The following is a 20,922-nucleotide window of genomic DNA, read 5'->3' as shown; positions in this document are numbered from 1 at the left end:
CGCATGGTTTTCCTACCGAAACGAAGAAAGGATTCGTCATGACCGACTTCAATCGGCCCGGCACCTCGCCGACGACTAACGACACCGGGGTCGTCCTCGACACCGATCTCGCCCCCGTGACCGGCACCACCGCCGGAACCGTGGGCACGACGACCGACAGCGCGACCGAAACCGCGGTCGGCGCGAAGCAGACGCTGAAGGACGAAGCGTCGAGGCTGTCGGCAAAGGCGACCGACAAGGCTCGCGGGTTGGTCGACGAGGGCAAGGCGCGGGCGACCAGCGCGCTCGACGAATTCTCCAAGCTGATGGACGACGCCGCCGGAACCGTCGATGAAAAGCTGGGCGAGCAGTATGGCCAGTACGCCCGTTCGGCGGCGCAGGCGATCTCGGGCTTCTCGGACGGCCTGCGCGGCAAGGAGGTCGAAGACCTGCTGGCCGACGCACGCGAATTCGTGCGCAAGAGCCCGGCGATCGCGATCGGCACCGCCGCCGCGCTCGGTTTCGTGCTGGCCCGCGTCGTGAAGGCCGGGGTCGACACCGATCCCGCCATCCCGTCGACCAAGGGCTGACCCCGACCATGGGGGATGAGGGGCTGGGAACGGTCGTTACCCGCGTCGTCGACGATGCCAGGGCCTATGCCCGGGCGGAGGTGACGTTGTGGAAGACGGTGGCCGGTACGCGCGGGTCGCAGGCGGGCATCGCCGCCGGCCTCGCGGTCGGCGCGGTGGTGATCGCCCTGTCGGCGGTCACCGCGTTGCTGGTCGGCGCGATCCTGTCGCTGCGGCCGGTCATGGGTCCGGGCTGGGCCACGCTGCTGGTCGTCGTCGTCGCGTTCGGGATCGCCGGCATACTCGGCAAGCTGGCGGCCAGCGGGTTCAAGCGCGTCTTCGCGCCGCTGGGAGACAGATCATGATCCCGCCCACCCTTGCCGCCGCGCAGGCCGACGTGCTGGTCAAACGCGCCCGGCTGAAAGCCAGTATCGCCGAGGCGAAGCACCGCCTGTCGCCTGCCACGATCGCGTCGGGCGTCGCCGACGACCTGCGCGACAAGGCGGAGGACGGTGTCGCACTTGTCCGCGAACGGCCCGGCGTCGCCGCCGGCATCGCCACCGGCATCGTCGCGCTGCTCGCCCGCAAGCGGATCGCGCGACTGTTCCACCGCGACGCCCCGCCCCCATCGCCCTTGCCCCCGACCGTCCCGAACAAGGAATAGCATCATGAGCGAACTCAAGAACGCCCCGACGGCGACCACCACCAACCCCGGCACGATCGACACGATCAGGGACAAGGCGTCGACCGCCGCCCACGCGACCAGCGATGCGGCCCACGACGCCGCCAAGCGCGCCTCGGATGCTGCGCACGATGCCGCCCGGGCTGCGTCGGACACGATCGAGACCAGCCCGCTCGCCGTGCTGGCCGGCGGCCTTGCGCTGGGCGCCGTTCTCGGCGCGCTGCTGCCGCGCACCGCGCAGGAAACGAAGGCGCTGGCCCCGCTCGGCAAGAAGCTGTCGGCCGCCGCGACGGCCGCCGCCGCTACCGCGCGTGACGTGGGCAAGGAACAACTGACCGCCGCGCTGCCCAGCAAGGACGGCGCGAAGGAACAGCTGCGCACCGTGTTCAGCAACGTCGTGCAGGCCGCCACCGACAGCGGCAAGAGCGCGATCAAGGGCTGATCGCCGCGCCGCAACCAGTTTAAGGGTTGAAGGGTACGCTCCGTCCGCTATGCGACGGGGCGTATCTTTTTTTGCACTGCGGGAACGATCATGAGCAAACTCCACCTCGTCTTCGGCGGCCGCGTCACCGATCCGCGCACCCTCGATTTCGCCGACCTGAAGGCGATCGACGTCGTCGGCGTGTTCGGCGACTATGCCAGCGCCGAAAAGGCATGGCGCGCCGCCGCCCAGCGGACGGTCGACGACGCCGAGATGAAATATGTCGTGGTGCACCTGCACCGCCTGCTCGAACCTGAACTGCCGGCGGCGTAAAGACCACGCCCAACCCGTTGGGTTCGAGCAGCTTCGAGCGAAAGTCGGGAAGCGTTCGTCGAGAACGTCCCGTTTGGGGCACCCACTTCTCGACTACGGTTCTCGACAGGCTCGAACCTACGCTCGAAGCAAACGGATCGGAATAAAAAAGGCTGAGACGCCCTACTCCGCGGCGACTCGCCCCCCGCCCCAGCGCCACCGCAACAGCGGCCGCAGCAGCACCATACCCGCGACAAACCCGCCGGCATGCGCCGCCCCCGCGATCGGCATGCCGCCCCCGGCGCTCGCCCAACCGATCGCCATGTTGAACAACGTCCAGCTCACCCCCAGCCATACTGCATGGACGACATGCGCAGGCACCGGCCCGATCGCCCTGGCCCGTCCGCTGCCGAACAACAGCGCATAGGCACCGATCAGCGCCGAGATCGCCCCGCTCGCCCCGATCATCGGCACGGGCGAGGTCGGGTCGACCGCCCACTGCGCCGCGACCGCCGCATAGGCCCCGACCAGCAGCAGCACCAGCACCCCGCGCAGTCCCACCGCGCGCTGCGTCGGCGTACCGACGATGGCGAGGGTCAGGAGGTTGAAGCCCAGATGCAGCCACCCGTCATGGATCAGCATGGCGGTAAGCGGCGTCAGCCAGACCGGCACGTCCGGTCCGCCCGCATCGGCCCCGACGCGCAGCGGAATGAACCCGCCCAGCCCGGCGGCCAGATCGACCCAACCCGTCAGGATCAGCACCGCGCCGACAAGCGCGATCAGTCCGCCGATCGCGAGGATCGCGGGGGACGGACGCCGTTCGAACATGGAGGGTTCCTAGATGAATTCGATCTTCGATATCTGGTAGTATCGGTCGCCCGACGGCACCGTCACCTCGACATCGTCGTCGACCTTGCGCCCGATCAGCGCACGGCCCATCGGCGAATTGTACGAAATGCGGCCCGACTTCGCGTCCGCCTCGGTCTGGCCGACGATCTGGTAGACCACCGTCTTGTCGTCCTCGTCGAGCAGCGTGACGGTCGCGCCGAACACGACCTTGTCGCCCGACAGGTCGCGCGGGTCGATCACCTGCGCACGCGACAGCTTGTCCTCGATATCGGCGATCGACGCCTCGATCTGGCCCTGCCGTTCCTTCGCCGCATGATATTCGGCGTTTTCCGACAGATCGCCGTGCGCGCGGGCTTCCTCGATCGCGTCGATGATCTGCGGTCGTTCGACCTTCAGTTGCTTGAGGTGCACCGTCAGGCGGTCATAGCCCTCCTGCAACATCGGCATCTTTTCGACCGTCGCCATCGCGCCGCGCGTCCCTTTTGTCATTGCCCCCTTCGAACGGACGGACCACCGGTCCGCCCGCTCGCAACATGATGCTGATGGGGATCAGTTGTGCGATTGCGAATAATAGGACTGCAACGGCCGCACTTCAAGGGACCGGGCCGCCAGCGCCTGAATGGCCTGCGCCACCGCGACGCTGGCCGGGGCCGTCGTGAAATACGGCACCTTCTGCAACTGGGCCGACGCGCGGATCGATTCCGAATCCTTGAGCGACTGCCACCCCTCGGTCGTGTTGAAGATCATCGCGATGTCGCCGTCGAAGATCCGGTCGACGATATGCGGCCGCCCCTGCGCCACCTTGTTCACCCGCTCGACCGGCACGCCGTTCTCCGCAAGGTAATCGGCGGTCCCGCTGGTCGCGACGATCCGGAACCCCATCTCCACCAGCAGCTGTACGCCCGGCAGGATGACCGGCTTGTCGCCATGCTTCACCGATACGAACACCGTGCCGCTCTCGGGCAGGACGATGCTGGCGCCCAGCTGCGCCTTAGCGAACGCGGTGGCAAAATCGCTATCGATTCCCATGACTTCGCCGGTCGACTTCATTTCGGGTGACAGCACCGGATCGACCCCGGGAAAGCGCCCCCATGGGAATACCGCCTCCTTCACCGCGACATGGCCGATGTTGCGGTCGATCACCGGCAGCGTGGCCAGCTTCTCGCCCGCCATCACCCGCGCCGCGATCTTGGCGACGGGCGTGCCGATCGCCTTGGCGACGAACGGCACCGTGCGGCTGGCGCGCGGATTGACCTCGATCAGGTAGACATTGCCGTCCTTGACCGCGAACTGGATGTTCATCAGGCCCTTGACGTTCAGCGCCCTTGCCAGCGCCACCGTCTGCCGCTCGATCTCGGCGATCGTTTCGGCCGACAGCGAATGCGGCGGCATCGAACATGCGCTGTCGCCCGAATGGACGCCCGCTTCCTCGATATGCTGCAACACGCCCGCCACGACGACGTCGTCGCCATCGGCGATCGCATCGACATCGACCTCGATCGCGTCGCGCAGATACTGGTCGATCAGCACCGGGCTGTCCCCCGACACCTGCACCGCGGTCTGGATATAGTCGTCGAGCTGCTGCAGCGAATCGACGATCTCCATCGCCCGCCCGCCCAGCACATAGCTGGGCCGCATCAGCACCGGATAGCCGATCCGCTCGGCGATCACCGCCGCCTCGTCGCGGCTACGCGCCAGGCCATTGGCCGGCTGCAACAGCCCCAGCGAAGTGACCAGATCAGCGAAGCGCTCGCGATCCTCGGCGAGGTCGATCGAATCCGGCGTGGTGCCGAGGATCGGGATACCCGCAGCCTCCAGCGCGCGGGCAAGGTTCAGCGGCGTCTGCCCGCCGAACTGCACGATCACCCCGACCAGTTCGCCCTTCGACGCCTCGACATGCAGGATTTCCAGCACGTCCTCGGCGGTCAGCGGCTCGAAATACAGCCGGTCGGACGTGTCGTAATCGGTGCTGACCGTCTCCGGGTTGCAGTTGACCATGATCGTTTCATAGCCGGCGTCACTCAGCGCGAAGCAGGCATGGCAGCAGCAGTAATCGAATTCGATCCCCTGCCCGATCCGGTTCGGTCCGCCGCCCAGGATGACGATCTTGCGCCGGTCCGACGGCACGCTCTCGTCCTCGGGCTCGCCGAAGGTCGGCGCCTCGTAGGTCGAATACATGTAGGGCGTCTTCGCCTCGAACTCGGCGGCGCAGGTGTCGATCCGCTTGAACACCGGCCGCACGCCCAGCTTGTGCCGATGCTGGCGCACCTCGTCCTCGGTCACGCCGCCGGTCATCATCTTGACGACCTCGTGAATCAGGCCCGATCCACGGGCGATGCCGCGCTCCATGCCGCGCAGATTGGCCGATTGCAGCGCCAGCCACGCCAGCCGCTTGTCGGAAAAGCCCATCGACTTGAGCTTGCGCATGCCGGCCGCGTCCTGGGGCAGGCCGTTGGTGCAGACTTCGGTCTCCGCCGCGACGATCTCCGCGATCCGTTCGAGGAACCAGGGATCATATTTGGCGATCGCGTGGACTTCGGCGACGGTGAAGCCTTCGCGCAGCGCCTGCGCGGCCACCAGCAGCCGGTCCGGCGTCGCGACGGCCAGCGCCGCCTCGATCTCGGCGCGCGGCGCCCCGGCCAGCCGCTCGACATTGTTGAAGCCCGACAGGCCCGTCTCCAGCCCCCGCAGCGCCTTCTGCATCGATTCGTGGATGTTGCGGCCAATCGCCATGACCTCGCCGACCGACTTCATCGCGGTCGACAGCACCGCCTGCGACCCCTTGAACTTTTCGAAGGCGAAGCGCGGGATCTTGGTGACGACATAGTCGATCGTCGGTTCGAACGATGCCGGCGTCGCGCCGGTGATGTCGTTGTCGATCTCGTCCAGCGTATATCCCACCGCCAGCTTGGCGGCGACCTTCGCGATCGGGAAGCCCGTCGCCTTCGACGCCAGCGCGGATGAACGCGACACGCGCGGGTTCATCTCGATGACGATCAGGCGGCCGTCCTTCGGATTGACCGCGAACTGTACGTTCGAACCCCCTGTTTCCACACCGATTTCGCGCAGGACCGCGATCGATGCGTTACGCATGATCTGATATTCCTTGTCGGTCAGCGTCAGCGCCGGCGCGACGGTGATCGAATCGCCGGTATGGACCCCCATCGGATCGATATTCTCGATCGAACACACGATGATGGCATTGTCCGCGCGATCGCGGACGACCTCCATCTCATATTCCTTCCACCCGAGCAGCGATTCCTCGATCAGCACCTCGGTGGTCGGCGACGCGTCCAGCCCTTCACGGACGATCTTCAGGAATTCGTCGCGATTATAAGCGACACCGCCACCGGTCCCGCCCAGCGTGAACGACGGGCGGATGATCGCGGGCAGCCCGACATGCGCCAGCCCCGCCAGCGCCTCCGCCTCGCTGTGCGCGATATGGCTGCGCGCGGATTCGAGGCCGATCCTGTCCATCGCGACCTTGAACTTCTGACGGTCCTCGGCCTTGTCGATCGCCTCGGCGTCCGCACCGATCATCGTCACGCCGAACTTTTCGAGCGTGCCGTCGTTGGCCAGCGCCAGCGCGGTGTTCAGGGCGGTCTGCCCGCCCATCGTCGGCAGGACGGCGTCGGGCCGCTCCTTCTCGATGATCTTGGCGACGATCGCGGGCGTGATCGGCTCGACATAGGTCGCGTCGGCCAGTTCCGGATCGGTCATGATCGTCGCGGGGTTGGAATTGACGAGGACGATGCGATAGCCCTCCTCCTTCAACGCCTTGATCGCCTGCACGCCCGAATAATCGAACTCGCAAGCCTGCCCGATGACGATCGGCCCCGCGCCGATGACGAGGATGGACGAAATGTCAGTGCGTTTTGGCATGTTACTTTGCTCGCGTATTTACGGAGGTCCAGCTTTTTCCGTCCAGGACGAAAGCTTTCTCAATCTGCATATTCTGATTTTCACCCAACCCGCGCACCCAATAGCGGACGTAATGACCGGGCTTTTTCCGGTATTCTTGACATTCCACTAAGATCATTGATCCGGCAGGTACTGCACCAACGAACCTTCCGCACAGGTTTCCAGACAAATTTACTGCTAGAGCAATATCTTCTGCCTGCTGCGTAGATAGTGTTGAAATCAAGTGCTCAGGGTCATTCCGTTGATCCGTATTAACCGGCAATCTACCGCTCTCACGAGCTTCCATTTCTGCAATTCGTTCGTGCATCGCATTACTACGGATCTCGGCGAGACGCCGTTCGTAAATTTCGTCCGCAGTCTCTTCACGAGAGCAAGCAACAGTCCCGAAAGCCAACATGAGCGAAAGTACTACTTTCACCGCATCATCCCCACGAACCGCTCGAACAGGTAGAAGCTGTCCTGCGGTCCCGGCGATGCCTCGGGGTGATACTGGACCGAAAACGCGCGGCCACCGTCAACTTCGATGCCGGCGTTCGACCCGTCGAACAGCGACACATGCGTCTCGCGGACATTCGCCGGCAGGCTGTCGCGCTCGACTGCGAAGCCGTGGTTCATGCTGGTGATCTCGACCGCGCCGTCCGACAGCCGCTTGACCGGATGGTTCGCGCCGCGATGCCCCTGATGCATCTTGGTCGTGGTCGCTCCCACCGCGAGTCCGAGGAGTTGGTGGCCCAGACAGATGCCGAACAGCGGCTTGCCGGTCTCCAGCAGCTTGCGGATCACCGGCACCGCATATTCGCCGGTCGCGGCGGGATCGCCCGGACCGTTCGACAGGAAGATGCCGTCGGGGTTCGCCGCCATGACCTCGTCATAGGTCGCGGTGGCGGGTAGCACGGTTACTTCGGCACCCGCGTGAACAAGGTTGCGGAAGATATTGCGTTTGCTGCCATAATCGATCGCTACGACGCGCGGACGCGATGGAGCTTGCGCGGCAGCTTCGCCAATTTCGGCGCCAGTGCTGTCGTCATAGCCCTTGCCCAGATGCCATGCGCCACCCTGCCATCCGTAATGCGTCTCGCACGACACGGTCCGGGCCAGATCCATGCCCTCCAGCCCCGGCCACGCCTGCGCCCGCTCCAGCAACGCCGGGATATCGAACTCGCCGCTTGCCGAGTGCGCGATCACCCCGTTCGGCGCCCCGCCCTGCCGGACGCGGCGCGTCAGCGCCCGCGTATCGATCCCCGCCAGCCCGATCCGGTTGTGCCGCGCCATCCATGCGTCCAGATGCTCGCTGGAGCGGAAGTTGGACGGTGCGGTCACGTCCTCGCGGACGATCATGCCCAGCGCATGGGGGTCGTTGGCCTCGACATCGTCGACGTTGGTGCCGGTGTTGCCGATGTGGGGAAAGGTGAAGTTGATGATCTGTCCGGCGAAGGACGGATCGGTCATGATTTCCTGATAGCCGGTCATGGCGGTGTGGAAGCACACCTCGCCCACCGCCGCGCCTTGCGCACCGAAGCCACGGCCCCACAGCACGTCGCCATTGGCAAGGACCAGAACACCCGTAGCTCCGTCGGGCATGGCGAATGGCTTGGCGTCGGCCATGATGGGCGGGCACTCCTGGGTAAATCTGATGATGTCGCTAAGCCGTGGCGGCTAGTGGCATGGGACGCTTGCGTCAATCCTGTGATCGCCCGCCGATTGCGGCTATGACCATTCGCTTCTCCAAACGAACGATATCGGAACCGCCATGATTCGCGACACCATCAAGGACGCGCTGGTCACCGCCATGAAGGGCGGGGACAAGGAAACGACCGCCACGATCCGCCTGATCCAGTCGTCGATCAAGAACCGTGATATCGAGGCGCGCACCGGCAAGGCGCCCGACAGCGACGACGCGCTGGTGGTCGAAGTTCTGCAGAAGATGGTCAAGCAGCGCCGGGAATCGATCGAGATGTACGAAAAGGGCAACCGCCCCGAACTCGCCGCCGCCGAGGCACGCGAAGTGACCGTCATCGAACGCTTCCTGCCCGCCCAGATGGACGATGCGCACACCGCCGCCGCGATCGAGGCGATCAAGGCCGATCTGGGTGCCTCGGGCATGAAGGACATGGGCCGCGTCATGGCCGAACTGAAGAGCCGCCACGGCAGCGAACTCGACATGAGCAAGGCTAGCGCCGCGGTGAAGTCGGCGCTAAGCTGACCGGCCGGTAGCGGGCGCCCGAGACACAGGAAGCCATGACCCTATCCCCCCAGTTCCTCGACGAGTTGCGCACCCGCACGACGCTGTCGGCGCTGGTCGGCAAGTCGGTCAAGCTCCAGCGCTCGGGCAACGAGCACAAGGCCTGCTGCCCGTTCCATACCGAGAAGACGCCCAGCTTCTGGGTCAATGACGACAAGGGCTTCTACCACTGCTTCGGCTGCGGCGCGCATGGCGATGCCATCCGCTGGATGACCGACCAGCGTGGCCTGCCCTTCATCGACGCGGTTAAGGAACTGGCCGCCGCCGCCGGCATGGAAATGCCCGCACAGGACGCGCGCTCCGCCCGGCAGGCCGAGCGCGCCAAGGGCCTGCACGAGTTGATGGCGGATGCGCAGACATGGTTCGCCGACCGGCTGGGCGACGAAGGCGGCATTGCCCGCGACGCGCTGGCGAAACGCGGGATCAAGCCCGAAACGGCGCGCGCGTTCGGCATGGGCTTCGCCCCCGATGCGCGCGGCCGGTTGAAGGCGGCGTTGGCGTCCTATGGCGATCCGATGCTGGTCGAATCGGGCATGCTGATCTCGGTCGAGGGCAAGGACCCCTACGACCGGTTCCGCGGACGGTTGATGATCCCCATCCGCGACGCCCGCGGCCGCACCATCGCCTTCGGCGGCCGCATCCTCGGCGATGGCGAGCCCAAGTATCTGAACTCGCCCGAGACCCCATTGTTCGACAAGGGGCGCACCCTCTACAACATCGATCGGGCACAGACCGCCGCGCGCAAGGCGAAGCGGGTCATCGCGGTCGAAGGCTATATGGACGTCATCGCGCTGGCGCAGGCCGGTTTCGACGAGGTCGTGGCCCCGCTCGGCACCGCGCTGACCGAGCATCAGCTCGAACGGCTGTGGCGGATGGCCGACGTGCCCATCCTGTGCTTCGACGGCGACGCGGCGGGAATCAAGGCCGCGCGCCGCGCCGCCGAACGCGCGCTGCCGCTGCTGCAACCGGGCAAGAGCATCGCGATCGTCACCATTCCCGACGGCATGGACCCCGACGATCTGGTACGCGCCGAAGGGCCGCAGGCGTTCGAGGACTTGCTGGCCCGCCGCGAATCGCTGTCCGATTTCCTGTGGCGGCTGGAACTGGCGACGTTGCCGCCGGGCGCCGGCCCCGACGAACGCGCCGCGTTCGAACACGAACTCGCCCGCCTCGCCGGGACGATCACGCACGAAGGCATCCGCCGCGAATATTTCCGCACCTTCAAGGACCAGTTCTTCGCGCTGTTCGGTGCGAAGGACCGCCGCCTGCGCATCGTCGCCAACGACATGGCGGCGGCGGCGGACGTCAAGGAGGTCGATCTCGTCTTCGCCTTCCAGCGCGCGGTGCTCATGGGGCTGATGCAGCATGTCGACGTGCTGACCCGCCACTGCGAGCTGATCGCGCAGTTGCCGATCACGAACCAGCAGCTGATGCGCTGGCGCAACCACCTGATCGACCTTGCCATCTATCGCAGCGACCTGACCGAGAGCCTGCTGACGGACACGATCGCGGCCGACCGGCAGCTGGTCGACATGGCGCGGCGGAACAAGGAAACCGACCTCGCCTTCAGCTTCTGGATGCGTGGTGTCGAGCCCGCGGTCGCCGAAACCGACCTGCTGCGCGTGATCCAGATCCTGGTCGACGAACAGGCATGCCGCCGTGCCGAAAACGCGGCAGCGGAACGCTGTCGGCAGGACACGACCGAACATACCTTCGCCGCCTATCAGCAGGCGCGTTCGGACCATGCGGCGGTCCATGCGCGTATCCGCGACTGGATGGAGGAACTGGACGAGGCCGCTTGATCCCCGTCCGGGTGCTACCCATATCGCCGCCATAGAATTGCCCCGAATCCATTGTCGCCCCGATCATTGCACGCTCTTGGCTTGCAAAACGCGCGGGCTCGGACGAAGACGACGGGTAAAATGGCGCGAACGACGCGCTGCGTGATTTTGTTTGAGGGTTATTGATGGCCAAGGCGAATGGTGGCGGCGACGACACGATCGATACCGGCGACGCGCCGCTGATCGACCTGAACGAAGGGTCGATCAAGAAGCTGGTCGCCCGTGCGAAGAAGCGCGGCTACATCACCGTTGACCAGCTGAACGAGATGCTGCCGCAGGATCAGATGACCTCGGAGCAGATCGAGGACATCATGTCGGCGCTGAACGACATGGGCGTCAACGTCGTCGAGAACGAGGACGCGGGCGAGGACGGCGAAGGCGACGAGCGCGCCAAGCAGGACGAGGACGGCGACGACGAGACCACGACCGACCAGGACGATGCCGCCGCCGCGTTCGAGCCCGTAAAGAAGAAGGAAACGGTCGACCGCACCGACGATCCGGTGCGGATGTACCTGCGCGAGATGGGCGCGGTCGAGCTGCTGAGCCGCGAGGGCGAGATCGCCATCGCCAAGCGGATCGAGGCCGGTCGCGACACGATGATTTTCGGCCTGTGCGAATCGCCGATCACGTTCAACGCGATCATCGGCTGGTCGACCGCGCTCAACGAAGGCACGATGCAGCTGCGCGAGATTCTCGATCTCGACGCAATGCTGTCGAAGGACCCGGCGCCTGAGTCGTTGTCCGACGACGAGGATGCCGACGACAATGGCGAGATTTCCGCCAAGAATGCCGGTCCGGCGTTCAAGGAAGAGGAAGAGCCCGAGGAAGCGTCGGTCGACGAGGACGAGGAAGGCGGCGAACGCCGTGCTCCGCGTCCCAGCGACGACGATGACGAGGACAACACCCTCAGCCTTGCGCAGATGGAAGAACAGCTCAAGCCGCAGGCTTTGGAGAAGTTTGCCAGCATCACTGCCATCTTCAAGAAATTCTCGAAGATGCAGTCGCAGCGGCTCGACGCCATGGCGACCGGGGATGGCCTGAGTACTGCCGAGGAACGCAAGTACCAGAAGCTGCGCGAGGACCTGACCGCCGAGGTCGAGAGCGTCCAGTTCCATCAGGCGAAGATCGAGTATCTCGTCGACCAGCTCTATGCCTATAACCGGCGCCTGACCGCGCTGGGCGGTCAGATGCTGCGTCTGGCCGAGCGCCACAAGGTACCGCGCAAGGCGTTCCTCGACAGCTATGTCGACCATGAGCTGGACGAACAATGGCTGTCGTCGGTCGCGACGATCGACAAGAAGTGGAAGGCGTTCGTCGAGAACGAAGGCGCCGCCGTCGACCGTATCCGCACCGAAATCGCCGAGATCGCGCAGCAGACCGGCATGGCGCTGGGCGAGTTCCGCCGCATCGTCAACATGGTGCAGAAGGGCGAGCGCGAGGCGCGGATCGCCAAGAAGGAAATGGTCGAGGCGAACCTGCGGCTCGTCATCTCGATCGCCAAGAAGTACACCAACCGCGGGCTGCAGTTCCTCGACCTGATCCAGGAGGGCAACATCGGCCTGATGAAGGCGGTCGACAAGTTCGAGTATCGCCGCGGCTACAAGTTCAGCACCTATGCGACGTGGTGGATCCGGCAGGCGATCACCCGCTCGATCGCCGATCAGGCGCGGACCATTCGTATCCCGGTCCACATGATCGAGACGATCAACAAGCTGGTCCGCACCAGCCGCCAGTTCCTGCACGAACAGGGCCGCGAACCGACGCCGGAGGAAATGGCCGAACGCCTTTCCATGCCGCTGGAGAAGGTTCGCAAGGTGATGAAGATCGCCAAGGAGCCGATCAGCCTCGAAACGCCGATCGGCGACGAGGAGGATTCGCATCTGGGCGACTTCATCGAGGACAAGAACGCGATCATCCCGGTCGACGCCGCGATCCAGGCGAATTTGAAGGAAACGGTCACCCGCGTCCTCGCCAGCCTGACTCCGCGCGAGGAACGGGTGCTGCGCATGCGCTTCGGCATCGGCATGAACACCGATCACACGCTGGAAGAGGTCGGCCAACAGTTCAGCGTGACGCGCGAACGTATCCGCCAGATCGAGGCGAAGGCGTTGCGAAAGCTCAAACATCCGAGCCGCAGCCGCAAGATGCGCTCCTTCCTCGACCAGTGATCCAGCCCGCCCCGGTGCTTACCAAAGCACCGGGGCGGTTCGTTTCGGGACGGTTTCGAACCGCGTAACTGCTTGGTCATCGCGGTTAAATCCGCGGCAACCCTGTTCCTACGCGCTTGGGTTATCTATTGCCGTCATACCGATGATCGAACGGGCGGCGCCCGGGCACGATCATGGGAGCCGGCGGTTGATAGTGGCGATTGCGAAGACGGATGGTTGCGGCGCGGCGGAACGGCTGTCGCGGATCGTTCTGGCCGACGGCAGCGCAGGGCACGATGCGCCGATCCGGCTGGCACGGGCCGACGCGCTGCTTCGCGATGTCGCCGACGCGTTGCACCAGCTCTGCTCGCTGCATGGCCGCCATCCGGGCGTCGTCGACCATGCCGCGCGCTGCGATCCGCATCCGGCGGCCGGCGACTGGCTGCAACAGGCGGCGGCCGCCTTTGCCGACGAGCGGGCCTATCTGATCCGCGTGTCGGCCGCCGCCGGCCCGCCGCCCGGCACGCCGGGACAGGCCGCCGCCGAAGCCGCGCTGGCGGCGCAGCGTCATGCCATCGACCTGCTATCGCGCTCGGTCCGGCCGGGCTGCGCGCTGGGTGCGGCGATCGGCGTCACGCTCGACTGGCCATCGATCCGCCGCCCGCTCGACGCCGCCGCTGTCCGGCTGGGACTGGAAACGCTGCCCAATGCCCTGCCCTCCCCTGCCCATACCCTGCGGCTGGTCGACGCCATCGCCGCCGAGGCCCCGGTCGAACGCGCGATGACCTTCGGGTTGCAGCAGTTGCTGGCGCAGCATCGCGGGCTGTGGGACCTGCTGGTCGCCCGCGCGGAAAGCCGCGGCTAGCGTACCGTGCCGTCCCCGCCTATCGTCGCAACCATGACGACCAAAACGGCAATGCGCTTCGAGGGAACCGATGGATATGTCGCGACCGACGACCTGAAGGTCGCGGTCAATGCCGCGGTGACGCTGCGCCGGCCGCTCCTGGTGAAGGGCGAGCCCGGCACCGGCAAGACCGTGCTGGCGCAGGAGATCGCGCGGGCGGTCGGTGCGCCGCTGATCGAATGGAACGTCAAATCAACCACCCGGGCACAGCAGGGGCTGTACGAATATGATGCCGTGGCGCGGCTGCGCGACGGTCAGCTCGGCGATCCGCGCGTCCACGACATCGCCAACTATATCCGGCGCGGCAAATTGTGGGATGCATTCGCCAGTCCGACGCTGCCCGTGCTGCTGATCGACGAGGTCGACAAGGCGGATATCGAATTTCCCAACGACCTGCTGCACGAGCTCGATCGCATGGCGTTCGACGTCTACGAAACCGGCGAACGGGTGACCGCCCGCGAACGGCCGATCGTGGTCATCACGTCGAACAACGAAAAGGAACTGCCCGACGCGTTCCTGCGCCGTTGTTTCTTTCACTATATCCGCTTCCCCGACCGCGCGACGATGCAGGCAATCCTCGACGTGCATTTTCCGGGGATCCAGACGTTGCTGGTCAACCGCGCGCTCGACCTGTTCTTCGCGGTGCGCGACACGCCGGGGCTGAAGAAGAAGCCGTCGACCAGCGAGTTGATCGACTGGCTCAAGCTGCTGCTCCATGACGACATGCCGCTGGAGGTGCTGGCGTCGCATGATCCGGCGAAGGCGATACCGCCGCTGCACGGCGCGCTGCTGAAGAACGAGGCCGACGTGATGCTGTTCGAACGGCTCGCCTTCCTCCACCGCCGGAACGGCTGACGCGCGGCAAGCCGTTCTGCGTACACGGCAAACCCCGGCGCAAACCGGTCGTTAGCCGTATTCGCCAACCGGTTGGCGACGATCGGTCGCCACAATCGGCCTCATGTTCGGTTCGCTTGTCCGGGGCCTGTTGCTCCTCCTCTTCGCCGGTGCCGCCAGCTTCCCGCTCGGGGCGCGGTCGCTGCTAGATTATGTCGGGCAGTGCGTCCCCTTCGCGCGGGCCGCCTCGGGGGTGCAGATCTACGGCGACGCCTGGACCTGGTGGGGCCAGGCCGATGGCCGCTATCCGCGCGGGCATACGCCGCGGGTCGGCGCGGTACTGGCTTTCGAAAAGACGTCGCGCCTGCCGCTTGGCCATGTGCTGGTAATCAGCCGCGTGGTCGAACCGCGCGTGGCGATGGTCACCCACGCAAACTGGTCGCGGATCAACGGCGTGCGCGGCGGGGTCGAGCAGGACGTGACCGTGTTCGACGTATCGCGCGCGGGCGACTGGACGCGGGTCAAGGTCTGGTATCGCGACTCGCAGGGGCTGGGCAGTTCGGAATATCCGACCCACGGCTTCATCTATGGCCCACGCCCGGCCGCCCAACTCAGCAGCGCCGCGCCCGACTATGTCGGATCGCTGATCGACGCCTACGCGCGCTAGGCGCTTGGCCGCGTCGGCTTCCCTCGGCTAGACCGGCGCGATGGGGACGGGGGCACGCGGCACGCCTTGGGCGATCGTCGCGATCATCACGCTGGCTGGACTGGTGCTGCGCTGCCTTGCCGCGCGCGGCGGCCTGTGGCTGGACGAGGCGTGGTCGGCGATCTTCGCGCATGACAGCGTGACGCCTGCGGGGGTGCTGCTGCACGTCAACCACGACAACAACCACCATCTGAACACGCTGTGGCTGCAATGGATCGGTCCCGACGCGCCGCCGATGCTGCAACGCGCATTGTCGATCGTCAGTGGTACCGCGACGATCCCGGTCGCGGCGACGATCGCCGCACGGCGCAATCGGGCGGCATCCGTCGTTGCAGCGGTGGCGTTCGCCATTTCGCCCTTCCTGCTGATCTACGGCGCGGAAGCACGCGGCTATGCGCCGATGCTGCTCGCCTTCGTCGTCGCGATCGGACTGGTCGACCGCTGGCTGGCGGAGGATGGAGCGTCGCCGGCGACCGCGCTGGCGCTTGCCGCATTGTTCGGCTGCCTTGCACAGGCGACGATGCTGTTCGGCCTCGTCGCCCTTGGGCTATGGGCGTTGCTCGACCGGACCCGCAGCCCGGTCGCGACGATCCGCGTGTTCGCACTCGCCGCGATCATCGCGGCGCTGCTGGTCGCGCTCGCCTGGGCCGCGGCGGCGAACAGCGCTACCGGCTTCCAGTTCGGCAATCGCGAGGCGCACGACTGGCGCAAATGGGGCATGGCCCTCGACCAGCTCTGGCGCTGGAGTCTCGGCGCGCCGCTGCTCCTGCTGCCGATCGCGGCGATGGCACGGATCGGGCGCGACCGGTTGTGGACGCTGGCATTCCTGACCGTCGTACTGCTGCCGATCGCCATCGGCCTGCTCGCGCTGCCCAATAGCGGCGGTGTCCGCTATTATGCCGTCGCCGTCCCCCCGCTCCTGCTATGCGCCGCTATCGCCCTGCCGACCGCATGGGCGCGCGGCGGCGTCTGGCGCTGGATCGCCGGGGGGATCGCCGCCGTTTTCCTGCTCTGCGCGGTGCTGCACGACGCACAGGTCATCGCGAACCTGCGCGGCGATCCCGGCCGTGCCGTCGCCGTACTGGCCCGCGTCGCGCCGCGCGGAGCAAGCGTATCGGTCGACCATCCGCGCTCGACCGCGATCCTGACCGCGGCCGCCCGGTCACAGCATTATGCCCTGACCCTTGCCGACGGCCCATGCCCGCCGGCCCGCTTCCACTTCGTCGAGCGCGATGGCGACGCTCCCTTCCCCGCGCCGCTGACCCGATGCGGACAAGGCTATCGCATGATCGCACATGGCGACCCGGCGGGACTGTCGGGAACGCACTGGCGCCTGTACGCCGCACTGCGCTAGACCGGCTCCCATGTTCCATTCGTTCGTCGAAGCCCTGCGCCGGGTCGGACTGCCGGTCAGCATCCGCGAACACCTGATGCTGATCGAGGCGATCGATCGCGGCGTCATCGAACCGTCGCTCGATGCCTTCTATCACCTTGCCCGCGCCACCTTCGTCAAGGACGAGGCGATGGTCGACCGGTTCGATCGTGCGTTCGGCAAAGTCTTTGGCGGGATCGCTGCCGCCGCTGGCGTCGAGCCTGCGCGGATTCCTGCCGACTGGCTGCGCGCCGTCGCCGAACGTTATCTGTCGCCGGAAGAAATGGCCGAGATCGCCGCTGCGGGCGACTGGAACCAGTTGATGGACCGCTTGCGCGAGCGGCTGGCCGAACAGGACTCGGCGCATCATGGCGGATCGAAATGGATCGGTACCGGTGGCACCAGCCCGTTCGGCCATGGCGGCTACAATCCGGAAGGGATTCGCATCGGCGGAGAGAGCCGCCACAAGCGCGCGGTAAAGGTCTGGGAAGCACGCGAGTTCCGCAACCTCGACAGCAATCGCGAACTCGGCACCCGCAACCTGAAGGTTGCGCTCCGCCGGCTGCGCCGCTTCGCGCGCGACGGGCTGGCCGATGAACTGGACCTCGACGCGACCATCGCCGGCACCGCCCGGCGCGGCTGGCTGGACATCGCGATGCGGCCGGAGCGGCGCAATGCGGTGAAGCTGCTGCTGTTCCTCGACGTCGGTGGATCGATGGACCCGTTCGTCGAGCGGGTGGAGGAACTGTTCTCCGCCGCCACCGCCGAATTCCGGCAGCTTGAATTCTTCTATTTCCACAACTGCATCTACGAAGGCGTCTGGCGTGACAATCGCCGCCGCTTCGCCGAACGCATCGCGACGACCGAATTGCTGCGAACCTATGGCGCCGATTATCGGCTGGTCGTGGTCGGCGATGCGGCGATGAGCCCGTATGAAATCGTCCAGCCCGGCGGATCGGTCGAGCATCATAACGATGAGGCCGGCGCCGTCTGGCTGCAACGCATGACGGCGCACTGGCGTTCGGCGGCGTGGATCAATCCGGTGCCGCAGCAGCATTGGGAGTGGACGCAGTCGACGCGGCTGGTGCGCGACCTGTTCGCCGACCGGATGTATCCGCTGACGCTGGCCGGACTGGACGACGCCATGCGCGAACTGTCGCGTCGGCGATAGGATCAGAAGCGGTCGACCGCGCGGTGCAGCTTGCGCAAGGTCGCCTGATCGCCCGCCGGGGCCGCCGCCGCTTCCGCCGCCAGCGCCATCAGCCGCACCGCGCCGAAGCTCGCCGCCAGTCCCTTCAGCCGGAACGCCCCGCCGGTCCATTGTTCGGCCTCGGCCGTTTCCATCGTCGCCAGCACCCGTCGCGCACTGTCGACGAACGCGCCGCGCAGTTCGGCGATCAGCTGCGGTTCGTCGCCTACCGCAGCCGCCAGCGTCGCATCGATCGCACCGGGATCATAAGCCATGGCACCCGGTTAGCGCGAACGGGGTTAACGGATCGTTACGGCGCTGTCGCTTGCCATTCGATCGTGATAGACCCCGGGCCATGAACGGGGGTTCGATCACCGGGCTGCATCAGCACCGCCGCGAGGCCGACGATCAGATCGCGGCCGAAGACTATCTGCACGACGAACAGCATTGGCTGGCCGAGGCGGTCGTCGAACCCGAACCGCTGCGCCGTAACTGGATCGCGCCGGTACTGGCCGGGGTCGCCGTAACGGCATGGATCGGCGGGATGCTGGCGTGGAGCGCGCCGTCGCTGCCTGCGCTGGGCCCGGTGGGCATGGCGTCGTTCATCGCCGCGCTGTGCGTGCCGCCGATGCTGCTCGGCATATTGTGGCTGCTGCTGCGTTGGAACAGCCGCAGCGAGGCGCGTCGCTTCGCCGCAACGGCGCAGTCGATGCGTAGCGAGGCGCTGGCGCTCGAACAGGTACTCGAATCGGTTCGCCGGACGCTGGCCGAATCGCGCGCCGAGGTGGTCGACCAGAGCGCGTCGCTGATGATGCTCGGCGACGCCGCGACCGACCGGTTGCGCGGCATCGCCACTGACATGCGGCATCAGGTGACGGCGATCGGCGAGACGACCGCCACGCTCGACCGGATGAGCGCCGTTACCGAACAGCGGCTGGCGACCGTCCTGGCCTCGCTGCCGCGTGCCCATGCCGAAACGGCGGAGATGGCGGCGCTGCTCGACACCACCGGCCTGACCGCAAGCGAACGCGTCGCCGCGCTCGATGCGCAACTGGCGGTCGTCGCCCAGCGCTCACGCGAGGCCGACGAACTGGCCGGCGGTGCCGCGCAGCGGCTGGCGGCGCACATGAACCGGATGGAGGCGACCAGCGAGAGCGCCGGCGCCCGTCTCGAAAGCGTGATCGGCACCATGTCCGGTGCGATCGACGCGGTGCTCGAACGCGCCGCCGCCGCGATCGACGAATCGCGCAAGGCGATCACTGCACAGGGCGACGCGACGATCGCCATGATCGAGGCCAATGGCTCGGCGATCGAACGCGCCGGCCGCGAAGGTGCCGACCTGCTCGCCACCCGCGTCGCCCAGATCGACACGGCGATCCGTACCCTCGCCGGCCAGCTCGACGACCGCCGTCGCGACAGCGAGGCGCTGCTGGCGCTGCTCAACGACGGGCTGGCCGGTGTCGACGACCGGTTCGACCGGCTGCGTACCACCGGCGTCGAACGCGCACAGGCGGTCGCCGGATCGGTCGGTGCGCTGACCCAGGTCGCCGAGGCGCTGGCCGAGGCGCTGGCCAATGGCGACGACACCGCCCGCCGCGTGATCGCGACGGCCGAGGACGTGCTGACCGCGCTGGATGCCGCCGCGCGCGAGATGGACGAGACGCTGCCGGGCGCGCTCGACCGGCTCGATGCCCGCATTGCCGACAGCCGTGCGGTCGTCGCCGGATCGAAGCCCGAATTGCTGGCACTCGTCACCGCGGCCGAAAGCACGCACGACGCGATCGAGGCGATCGCCGGCGTAGTCGAGATGCAGCGCGACACGCTGTCGACCGTGCAGCAGTCGTTGCTCGACACGCTCGATCGCGGCGCCGAGCGGATCGAGGGCGTGCGCACCGTCGTTGACGATACCATCGCCACCACGATCCGCTTTGCCGAGGATGCCGCCCCGCGCCTGTCCGAAGCGATGCTGCGCATCCGCGACACCGCCGAAGCCGCCAGCCAGCAGGCGCGCGATACCCTGTCGAAGGTGCTGCCCGACGCGGCGCGCGACCTCGAGACGCAGGGCGCCCGGGCGCTGGCCAATGCGGTCGATCAAGCGGTGACCGCGCAGGTCGCCGAGCTGTCGACCATCGCCAATCACGCGGTCGCCTCGGCCATTCAGGCATCGGAGCGACTGTCGCGCCAGATGCTCGACATTGCCGATACCAGCAAGCAACTGGACGACCGCATCGCCACCGCGCGTGCCGAACGCGAGGCCGCCGACAGCGACCAGTTCTCCCGCCGCGTATCGCTCCTGATCGAGGCGATGAACTCCGCCGCGATCGACATCGCCCGTTCGCTGTCGACCGACGTGTCGGACACCGCGTGGGCGGCGTATCTGAAGGGCGATCGCGGGGTCTTTACCCGCCGCGCCGTCCGCCTGATCGACAGCGCACAGGCCCGTGAGATTGCGACACTCTACGATCAGGACGATGGCTTCCGCGATCAGGTCAATCGCTACATCCACGATTTCGAAGCGATGCTGCGCCAGATTCTGGGCCTGCGCGACGGATCGCCGATGGGCGTGACGCTGCTATCGTCGGACATGGGCAAGCTGTACGTGGTCCTCGCCCAGGCGATCGAGCGGCTGCGGAGCTGACGACGGCTTTGCCCCGCCCCTTCTGCGTCCCCTCTCCCCCACTCACTCCGTTCGGTTCGAGCAGCTTCGAGCTTGTCGAGAAGCGACGGTCGAGAACTTGGTAGTTTGTGGAAACCCCTTCTCGACTTCGGTTCTCGACATGCTCGAACCTGCGCTCGAAGCAAACGGTAGGAAGGGCGTTGAAAGCCGCTAGAGCATCGAGCGTTTAATCAAGCGCATAGCCGGCGGCGGTGAAGTAGTTGCGACACTCGCCGGGGTCATACAGATTGCAGATAGAGCCAACGGTTTTCCAGAGGTCGTCGATGGTCCTGGCGCC

General features: G+C 66.4%; 20 protein-coding genes. 14 read left to right on the top strand and 6 right to left on the bottom strand.

Annotation, left to right across the window (positions count from 1 at the left end; genetic code table 11):
* Positions 1 to 38: 38 nt before the first annotated feature.
* The 5 genes from QLH51_RS14945 to QLH51_RS14925 all read left to right on the top strand — a co-directional run bounded on the left by QLH51_RS14945 (position 39) and on the right by QLH51_RS14925 (position 1,984).
* Positions 39 to 569 (top strand): hypothetical protein, encoded by a 531-nt coding sequence (locus QLH51_RS14945; protein WP_206429206.1) that lies wholly within the window; start codon positions 39 to 41, stop codon positions 567 to 569.
* An 8-nt stretch (positions 570 to 577) separates the two neighbouring features.
* Entirely contained in the window at positions 578 to 913 is a 336-nt protein-coding gene (locus QLH51_RS14940) for a phage holin family protein (protein ID WP_125660796.1), read from the top strand.
* A complete protein-coding gene (locus tag QLH51_RS14935) occupies positions 910 to 1,212 on the top strand; it encodes a hypothetical protein (RefSeq protein ID WP_125660793.1) in 303 nt (100 codons plus the stop codon). The genes QLH51_RS14940 and QLH51_RS14935 overlap by 4 nt, the downstream gene beginning before the upstream one ends.
* A 4-nt stretch (positions 1,213 to 1,216) precedes the next feature.
* Positions 1,217 to 1,672 carry a DUF883 family protein gene (locus tag QLH51_RS14930; RefSeq protein ID WP_125660789.1) on the top strand — a complete coding sequence of 152 codons (456 nt, stop codon included), beginning with the start codon at positions 1,217 to 1,219 and terminating at the stop codon, positions 1,670 to 1,672.
* Between the two features lie 90 nt (positions 1,673 to 1,762).
* A complete protein-coding gene (locus tag QLH51_RS14925; protein ID WP_125660786.1) occupies positions 1,763 to 1,984 on the top strand; it encodes a DUF4170 domain-containing protein in 222 nt (73 codons plus the stop codon).
* 162 nt (positions 1,985 to 2,146) lie between these two features.
* Here QLH51_RS14925 and QLH51_RS14920 read toward each other — a convergent pair whose 3' ends face one another.
* From QLH51_RS14920 to carA, 5 genes are all read right to left on the bottom strand, one after another.
* On the bottom strand, positions 2,147 to 2,791 hold the full coding sequence (locus QLH51_RS14920) for a rhomboid family intramembrane serine protease (protein ID WP_125660782.1): 645 nt from the start codon (positions 2,789 to 2,791) through the stop codon (positions 2,147 to 2,149).
* Positions 2,792 to 2,800: 9 nt separating this feature from the next.
* A complete protein-coding gene (gene greA, locus QLH51_RS14915) occupies positions 2,801 to 3,277 on the bottom strand; it encodes a transcription elongation factor GreA (RefSeq protein ID WP_125660859.1) in 477 nt (158 codons plus the stop codon).
* Positions 3,278 to 3,361: 84 nt separating this feature from the next.
* Positions 3,362 to 6,694, bottom strand: a complete 3,333-nt coding sequence (gene carB / locus QLH51_RS14910) for a carbamoyl-phosphate synthase large subunit (RefSeq protein ID WP_125660779.1) — start codon at positions 6,692 to 6,694, stop codon at positions 3,362 to 3,364.
* Position 6,695: 1 nt separating this feature from the next.
* Complete coding sequence (locus QLH51_RS14905) at positions 6,696 to 7,151, bottom strand: hypothetical protein (protein WP_125660776.1); 456 nt, start codon at positions 7,149 to 7,151, stop codon at positions 6,696 to 6,698.
* A complete protein-coding gene (gene carA / locus QLH51_RS14900) occupies positions 7,148 to 8,338 on the bottom strand; it encodes a glutamine-hydrolyzing carbamoyl-phosphate synthase small subunit (RefSeq protein ID WP_125660773.1) in 1,191 nt (396 codons plus the stop codon). Before carA ends, QLH51_RS14905 begins: the two co-directional genes overlap by 4 nt.
* A 145-nt stretch (positions 8,339 to 8,483) precedes the next feature.
* On the opposite strand from carA, the gene QLH51_RS14895 reads away from it, so the two are divergent.
* The 8 genes from QLH51_RS14895 (at position 8,484) to QLH51_RS14860 (ending at position 17,950) form a co-directional block, all read left to right on the top strand.
* A complete protein-coding gene (locus QLH51_RS14895; protein WP_125660770.1) occupies positions 8,484 to 8,936 on the top strand; it encodes a GatB/YqeY domain-containing protein in 453 nt (150 codons plus the stop codon).
* Between the two features lie 35 nt (positions 8,937 to 8,971).
* Positions 8,972 to 10,777, top strand: a complete 1,806-nt coding sequence (dnaG, locus tag QLH51_RS14890; RefSeq protein WP_125660767.1) for a DNA primase — start codon at positions 8,972 to 8,974, stop codon at positions 10,775 to 10,777.
* Between the two features lie 164 nt (positions 10,778 to 10,941).
* Entirely contained in the window at positions 10,942 to 12,984 is a 2,043-nt protein-coding gene (gene rpoD, locus QLH51_RS14885) for an RNA polymerase sigma factor RpoD (protein WP_125660765.1), read from the top strand.
* A gap of 193 nt (positions 12,985 to 13,177) precedes the next feature.
* A complete protein-coding gene (locus tag QLH51_RS14880; protein ID WP_283514633.1) occupies positions 13,178 to 13,828 on the top strand; it encodes a DUF6975 family protein in 651 nt (216 codons plus the stop codon).
* A gap of 51 nt (positions 13,829 to 13,879) precedes the next feature.
* The gene (locus QLH51_RS14875; protein WP_125660855.1) at positions 13,880 to 14,722 is read left to right on the top strand and encodes an AAA family ATPase; all 843 of its coding nucleotides are present in this window, start codon (positions 13,880 to 13,882) and stop codon (positions 14,720 to 14,722) included.
* A 103-nt stretch (positions 14,723 to 14,825) separates the two neighbouring features.
* Entirely contained in the window at positions 14,826 to 15,368 is a 543-nt protein-coding gene (locus QLH51_RS14870) for a CHAP domain-containing protein (protein WP_125660758.1), read from the top strand.
* A 40-nt stretch (positions 15,369 to 15,408) separates the two neighbouring features.
* Complete coding sequence (locus QLH51_RS14865) at positions 15,409 to 16,761, top strand: hypothetical protein (protein ID WP_125660755.1); 1,353 nt, start codon at positions 15,409 to 15,411, stop codon at positions 16,759 to 16,761.
* Between the two features lie 10 nt (positions 16,762 to 16,771).
* Positions 16,772 to 17,950 carry a vWA domain-containing protein gene (locus QLH51_RS14860; protein WP_125660751.1) on the top strand — a complete coding sequence of 393 codons (1,179 nt, stop codon included), beginning with the start codon at positions 16,772 to 16,774 and terminating at the stop codon, positions 17,948 to 17,950.
* A gap of 2 nt (positions 17,951 to 17,952) precedes the next feature.
* Here QLH51_RS14860 and QLH51_RS14855 read toward each other — a convergent pair whose 3' ends face one another.
* Positions 17,953 to 18,243, bottom strand: coding sequence for an Hpt domain-containing protein (locus QLH51_RS14855; RefSeq protein ID WP_125660748.1), 291 nt, complete (start codon positions 18,241 to 18,243; stop codon positions 17,953 to 17,955).
* A gap of 80 nt (positions 18,244 to 18,323) precedes the next feature.
* On the opposite strand from QLH51_RS14855, the gene QLH51_RS14850 reads away from it, so the two are divergent.
* On the top strand, positions 18,324 to 20,606 hold the full coding sequence (locus tag QLH51_RS14850; RefSeq protein ID WP_125660745.1) for a hypothetical protein: 2,283 nt from the start codon (positions 18,324 to 18,326) through the stop codon (positions 20,604 to 20,606).
* Positions 20,607 to 20,922 lie beyond the last annotated feature (316 nt).

Source organism: Sphingomonas sp. 2R-10 (assembly GCF_030062225.1).
In the GTDB taxonomy this organism is placed as follows: Bacteria; Pseudomonadota; Alphaproteobacteria; order Sphingomonadales; family Sphingomonadaceae; genus Sphingomonas.
This window is presented reverse-complemented; position numbering and strand designations above follow the sequence as displayed.

Bases quoted from the DNA above. Each gene is read 5' to 3' on its own strand.
- rpoD (WP_125660765.1), top strand. From the start codon at position 10,942: ATGGCCAAGGCGAATGGTGGCGGCGACGACACGATCGATACCGGCGAC.
- carB (WP_125660779.1), bottom strand. From the start codon at position 6,694: ATGCCAAAACGCACTGACATTTCGTCCATCCTCGTCATCGGCGCGGGG.
- QLH51_RS14895 (WP_125660770.1), top strand. From the start codon at position 8,484: ATGATTCGCGACACCATCAAGGACGCGCTGGTCACCGCCATGAAGGGC.
- QLH51_RS14850 (WP_125660745.1), top strand. From the start codon at position 18,324: ATGAACGGGGGTTCGATCACCGGGCTGCATCAGCACCGCCGCGAGGCC.
- greA (WP_125660859.1), bottom strand. From the start codon at position 3,277: ATGGCGACGGTCGAAAAGATGCCGATGTTGCAGGAGGGCTATGACCGC.
- QLH51_RS14930 (WP_125660789.1), top strand. From the start codon at position 1,217: ATGAGCGAACTCAAGAACGCCCCGACGGCGACCACCACCAACCCCGGC.
- carA (WP_125660773.1), bottom strand. From the start codon at position 8,338: ATGGCCGACGCCAAGCCATTCGCCATGCCCGACGGAGCTACGGGTGTT.
- QLH51_RS14940 (WP_125660796.1), top strand. From the start codon at position 578: ATGGGGGATGAGGGGCTGGGAACGGTCGTTACCCGCGTCGTCGACGAT.
- QLH51_RS14925 (WP_125660786.1), top strand. From the start codon at position 1,763: ATGAGCAAACTCCACCTCGTCTTCGGCGGCCGCGTCACCGATCCGCGC.
- QLH51_RS14870 (WP_125660758.1), top strand. From the start codon at position 14,826: ATGTTCGGTTCGCTTGTCCGGGGCCTGTTGCTCCTCCTCTTCGCCGGT.
- QLH51_RS14935 (WP_125660793.1), top strand. From the start codon at position 910: ATGATCCCGCCCACCCTTGCCGCCGCGCAGGCCGACGTGCTGGTCAAA.
- QLH51_RS14875 (WP_125660855.1), top strand. From the start codon at position 13,880: ATGCGCTTCGAGGGAACCGATGGATATGTCGCGACCGACGACCTGAAG.
- dnaG (WP_125660767.1), top strand. From the start codon at position 8,972: ATGACCCTATCCCCCCAGTTCCTCGACGAGTTGCGCACCCGCACGACG.
- QLH51_RS14920 (WP_125660782.1), bottom strand. From the start codon at position 2,791: ATGTTCGAACGGCGTCCGTCCCCCGCGATCCTCGCGATCGGCGGACTG.
- QLH51_RS14865 (WP_125660755.1), top strand. From the start codon at position 15,409: ATGGGGACGGGGGCACGCGGCACGCCTTGGGCGATCGTCGCGATCATC.
- QLH51_RS14860 (WP_125660751.1), top strand. From the start codon at position 16,772: ATGTTCCATTCGTTCGTCGAAGCCCTGCGCCGGGTCGGACTGCCGGTC.
- QLH51_RS14945 (WP_206429206.1), top strand. From the start codon at position 39: ATGACCGACTTCAATCGGCCCGGCACCTCGCCGACGACTAACGACACC.
- QLH51_RS14855 (WP_125660748.1), bottom strand. From the start codon at position 18,243: ATGGCTTATGATCCCGGTGCGATCGATGCGACGCTGGCGGCTGCGGTA.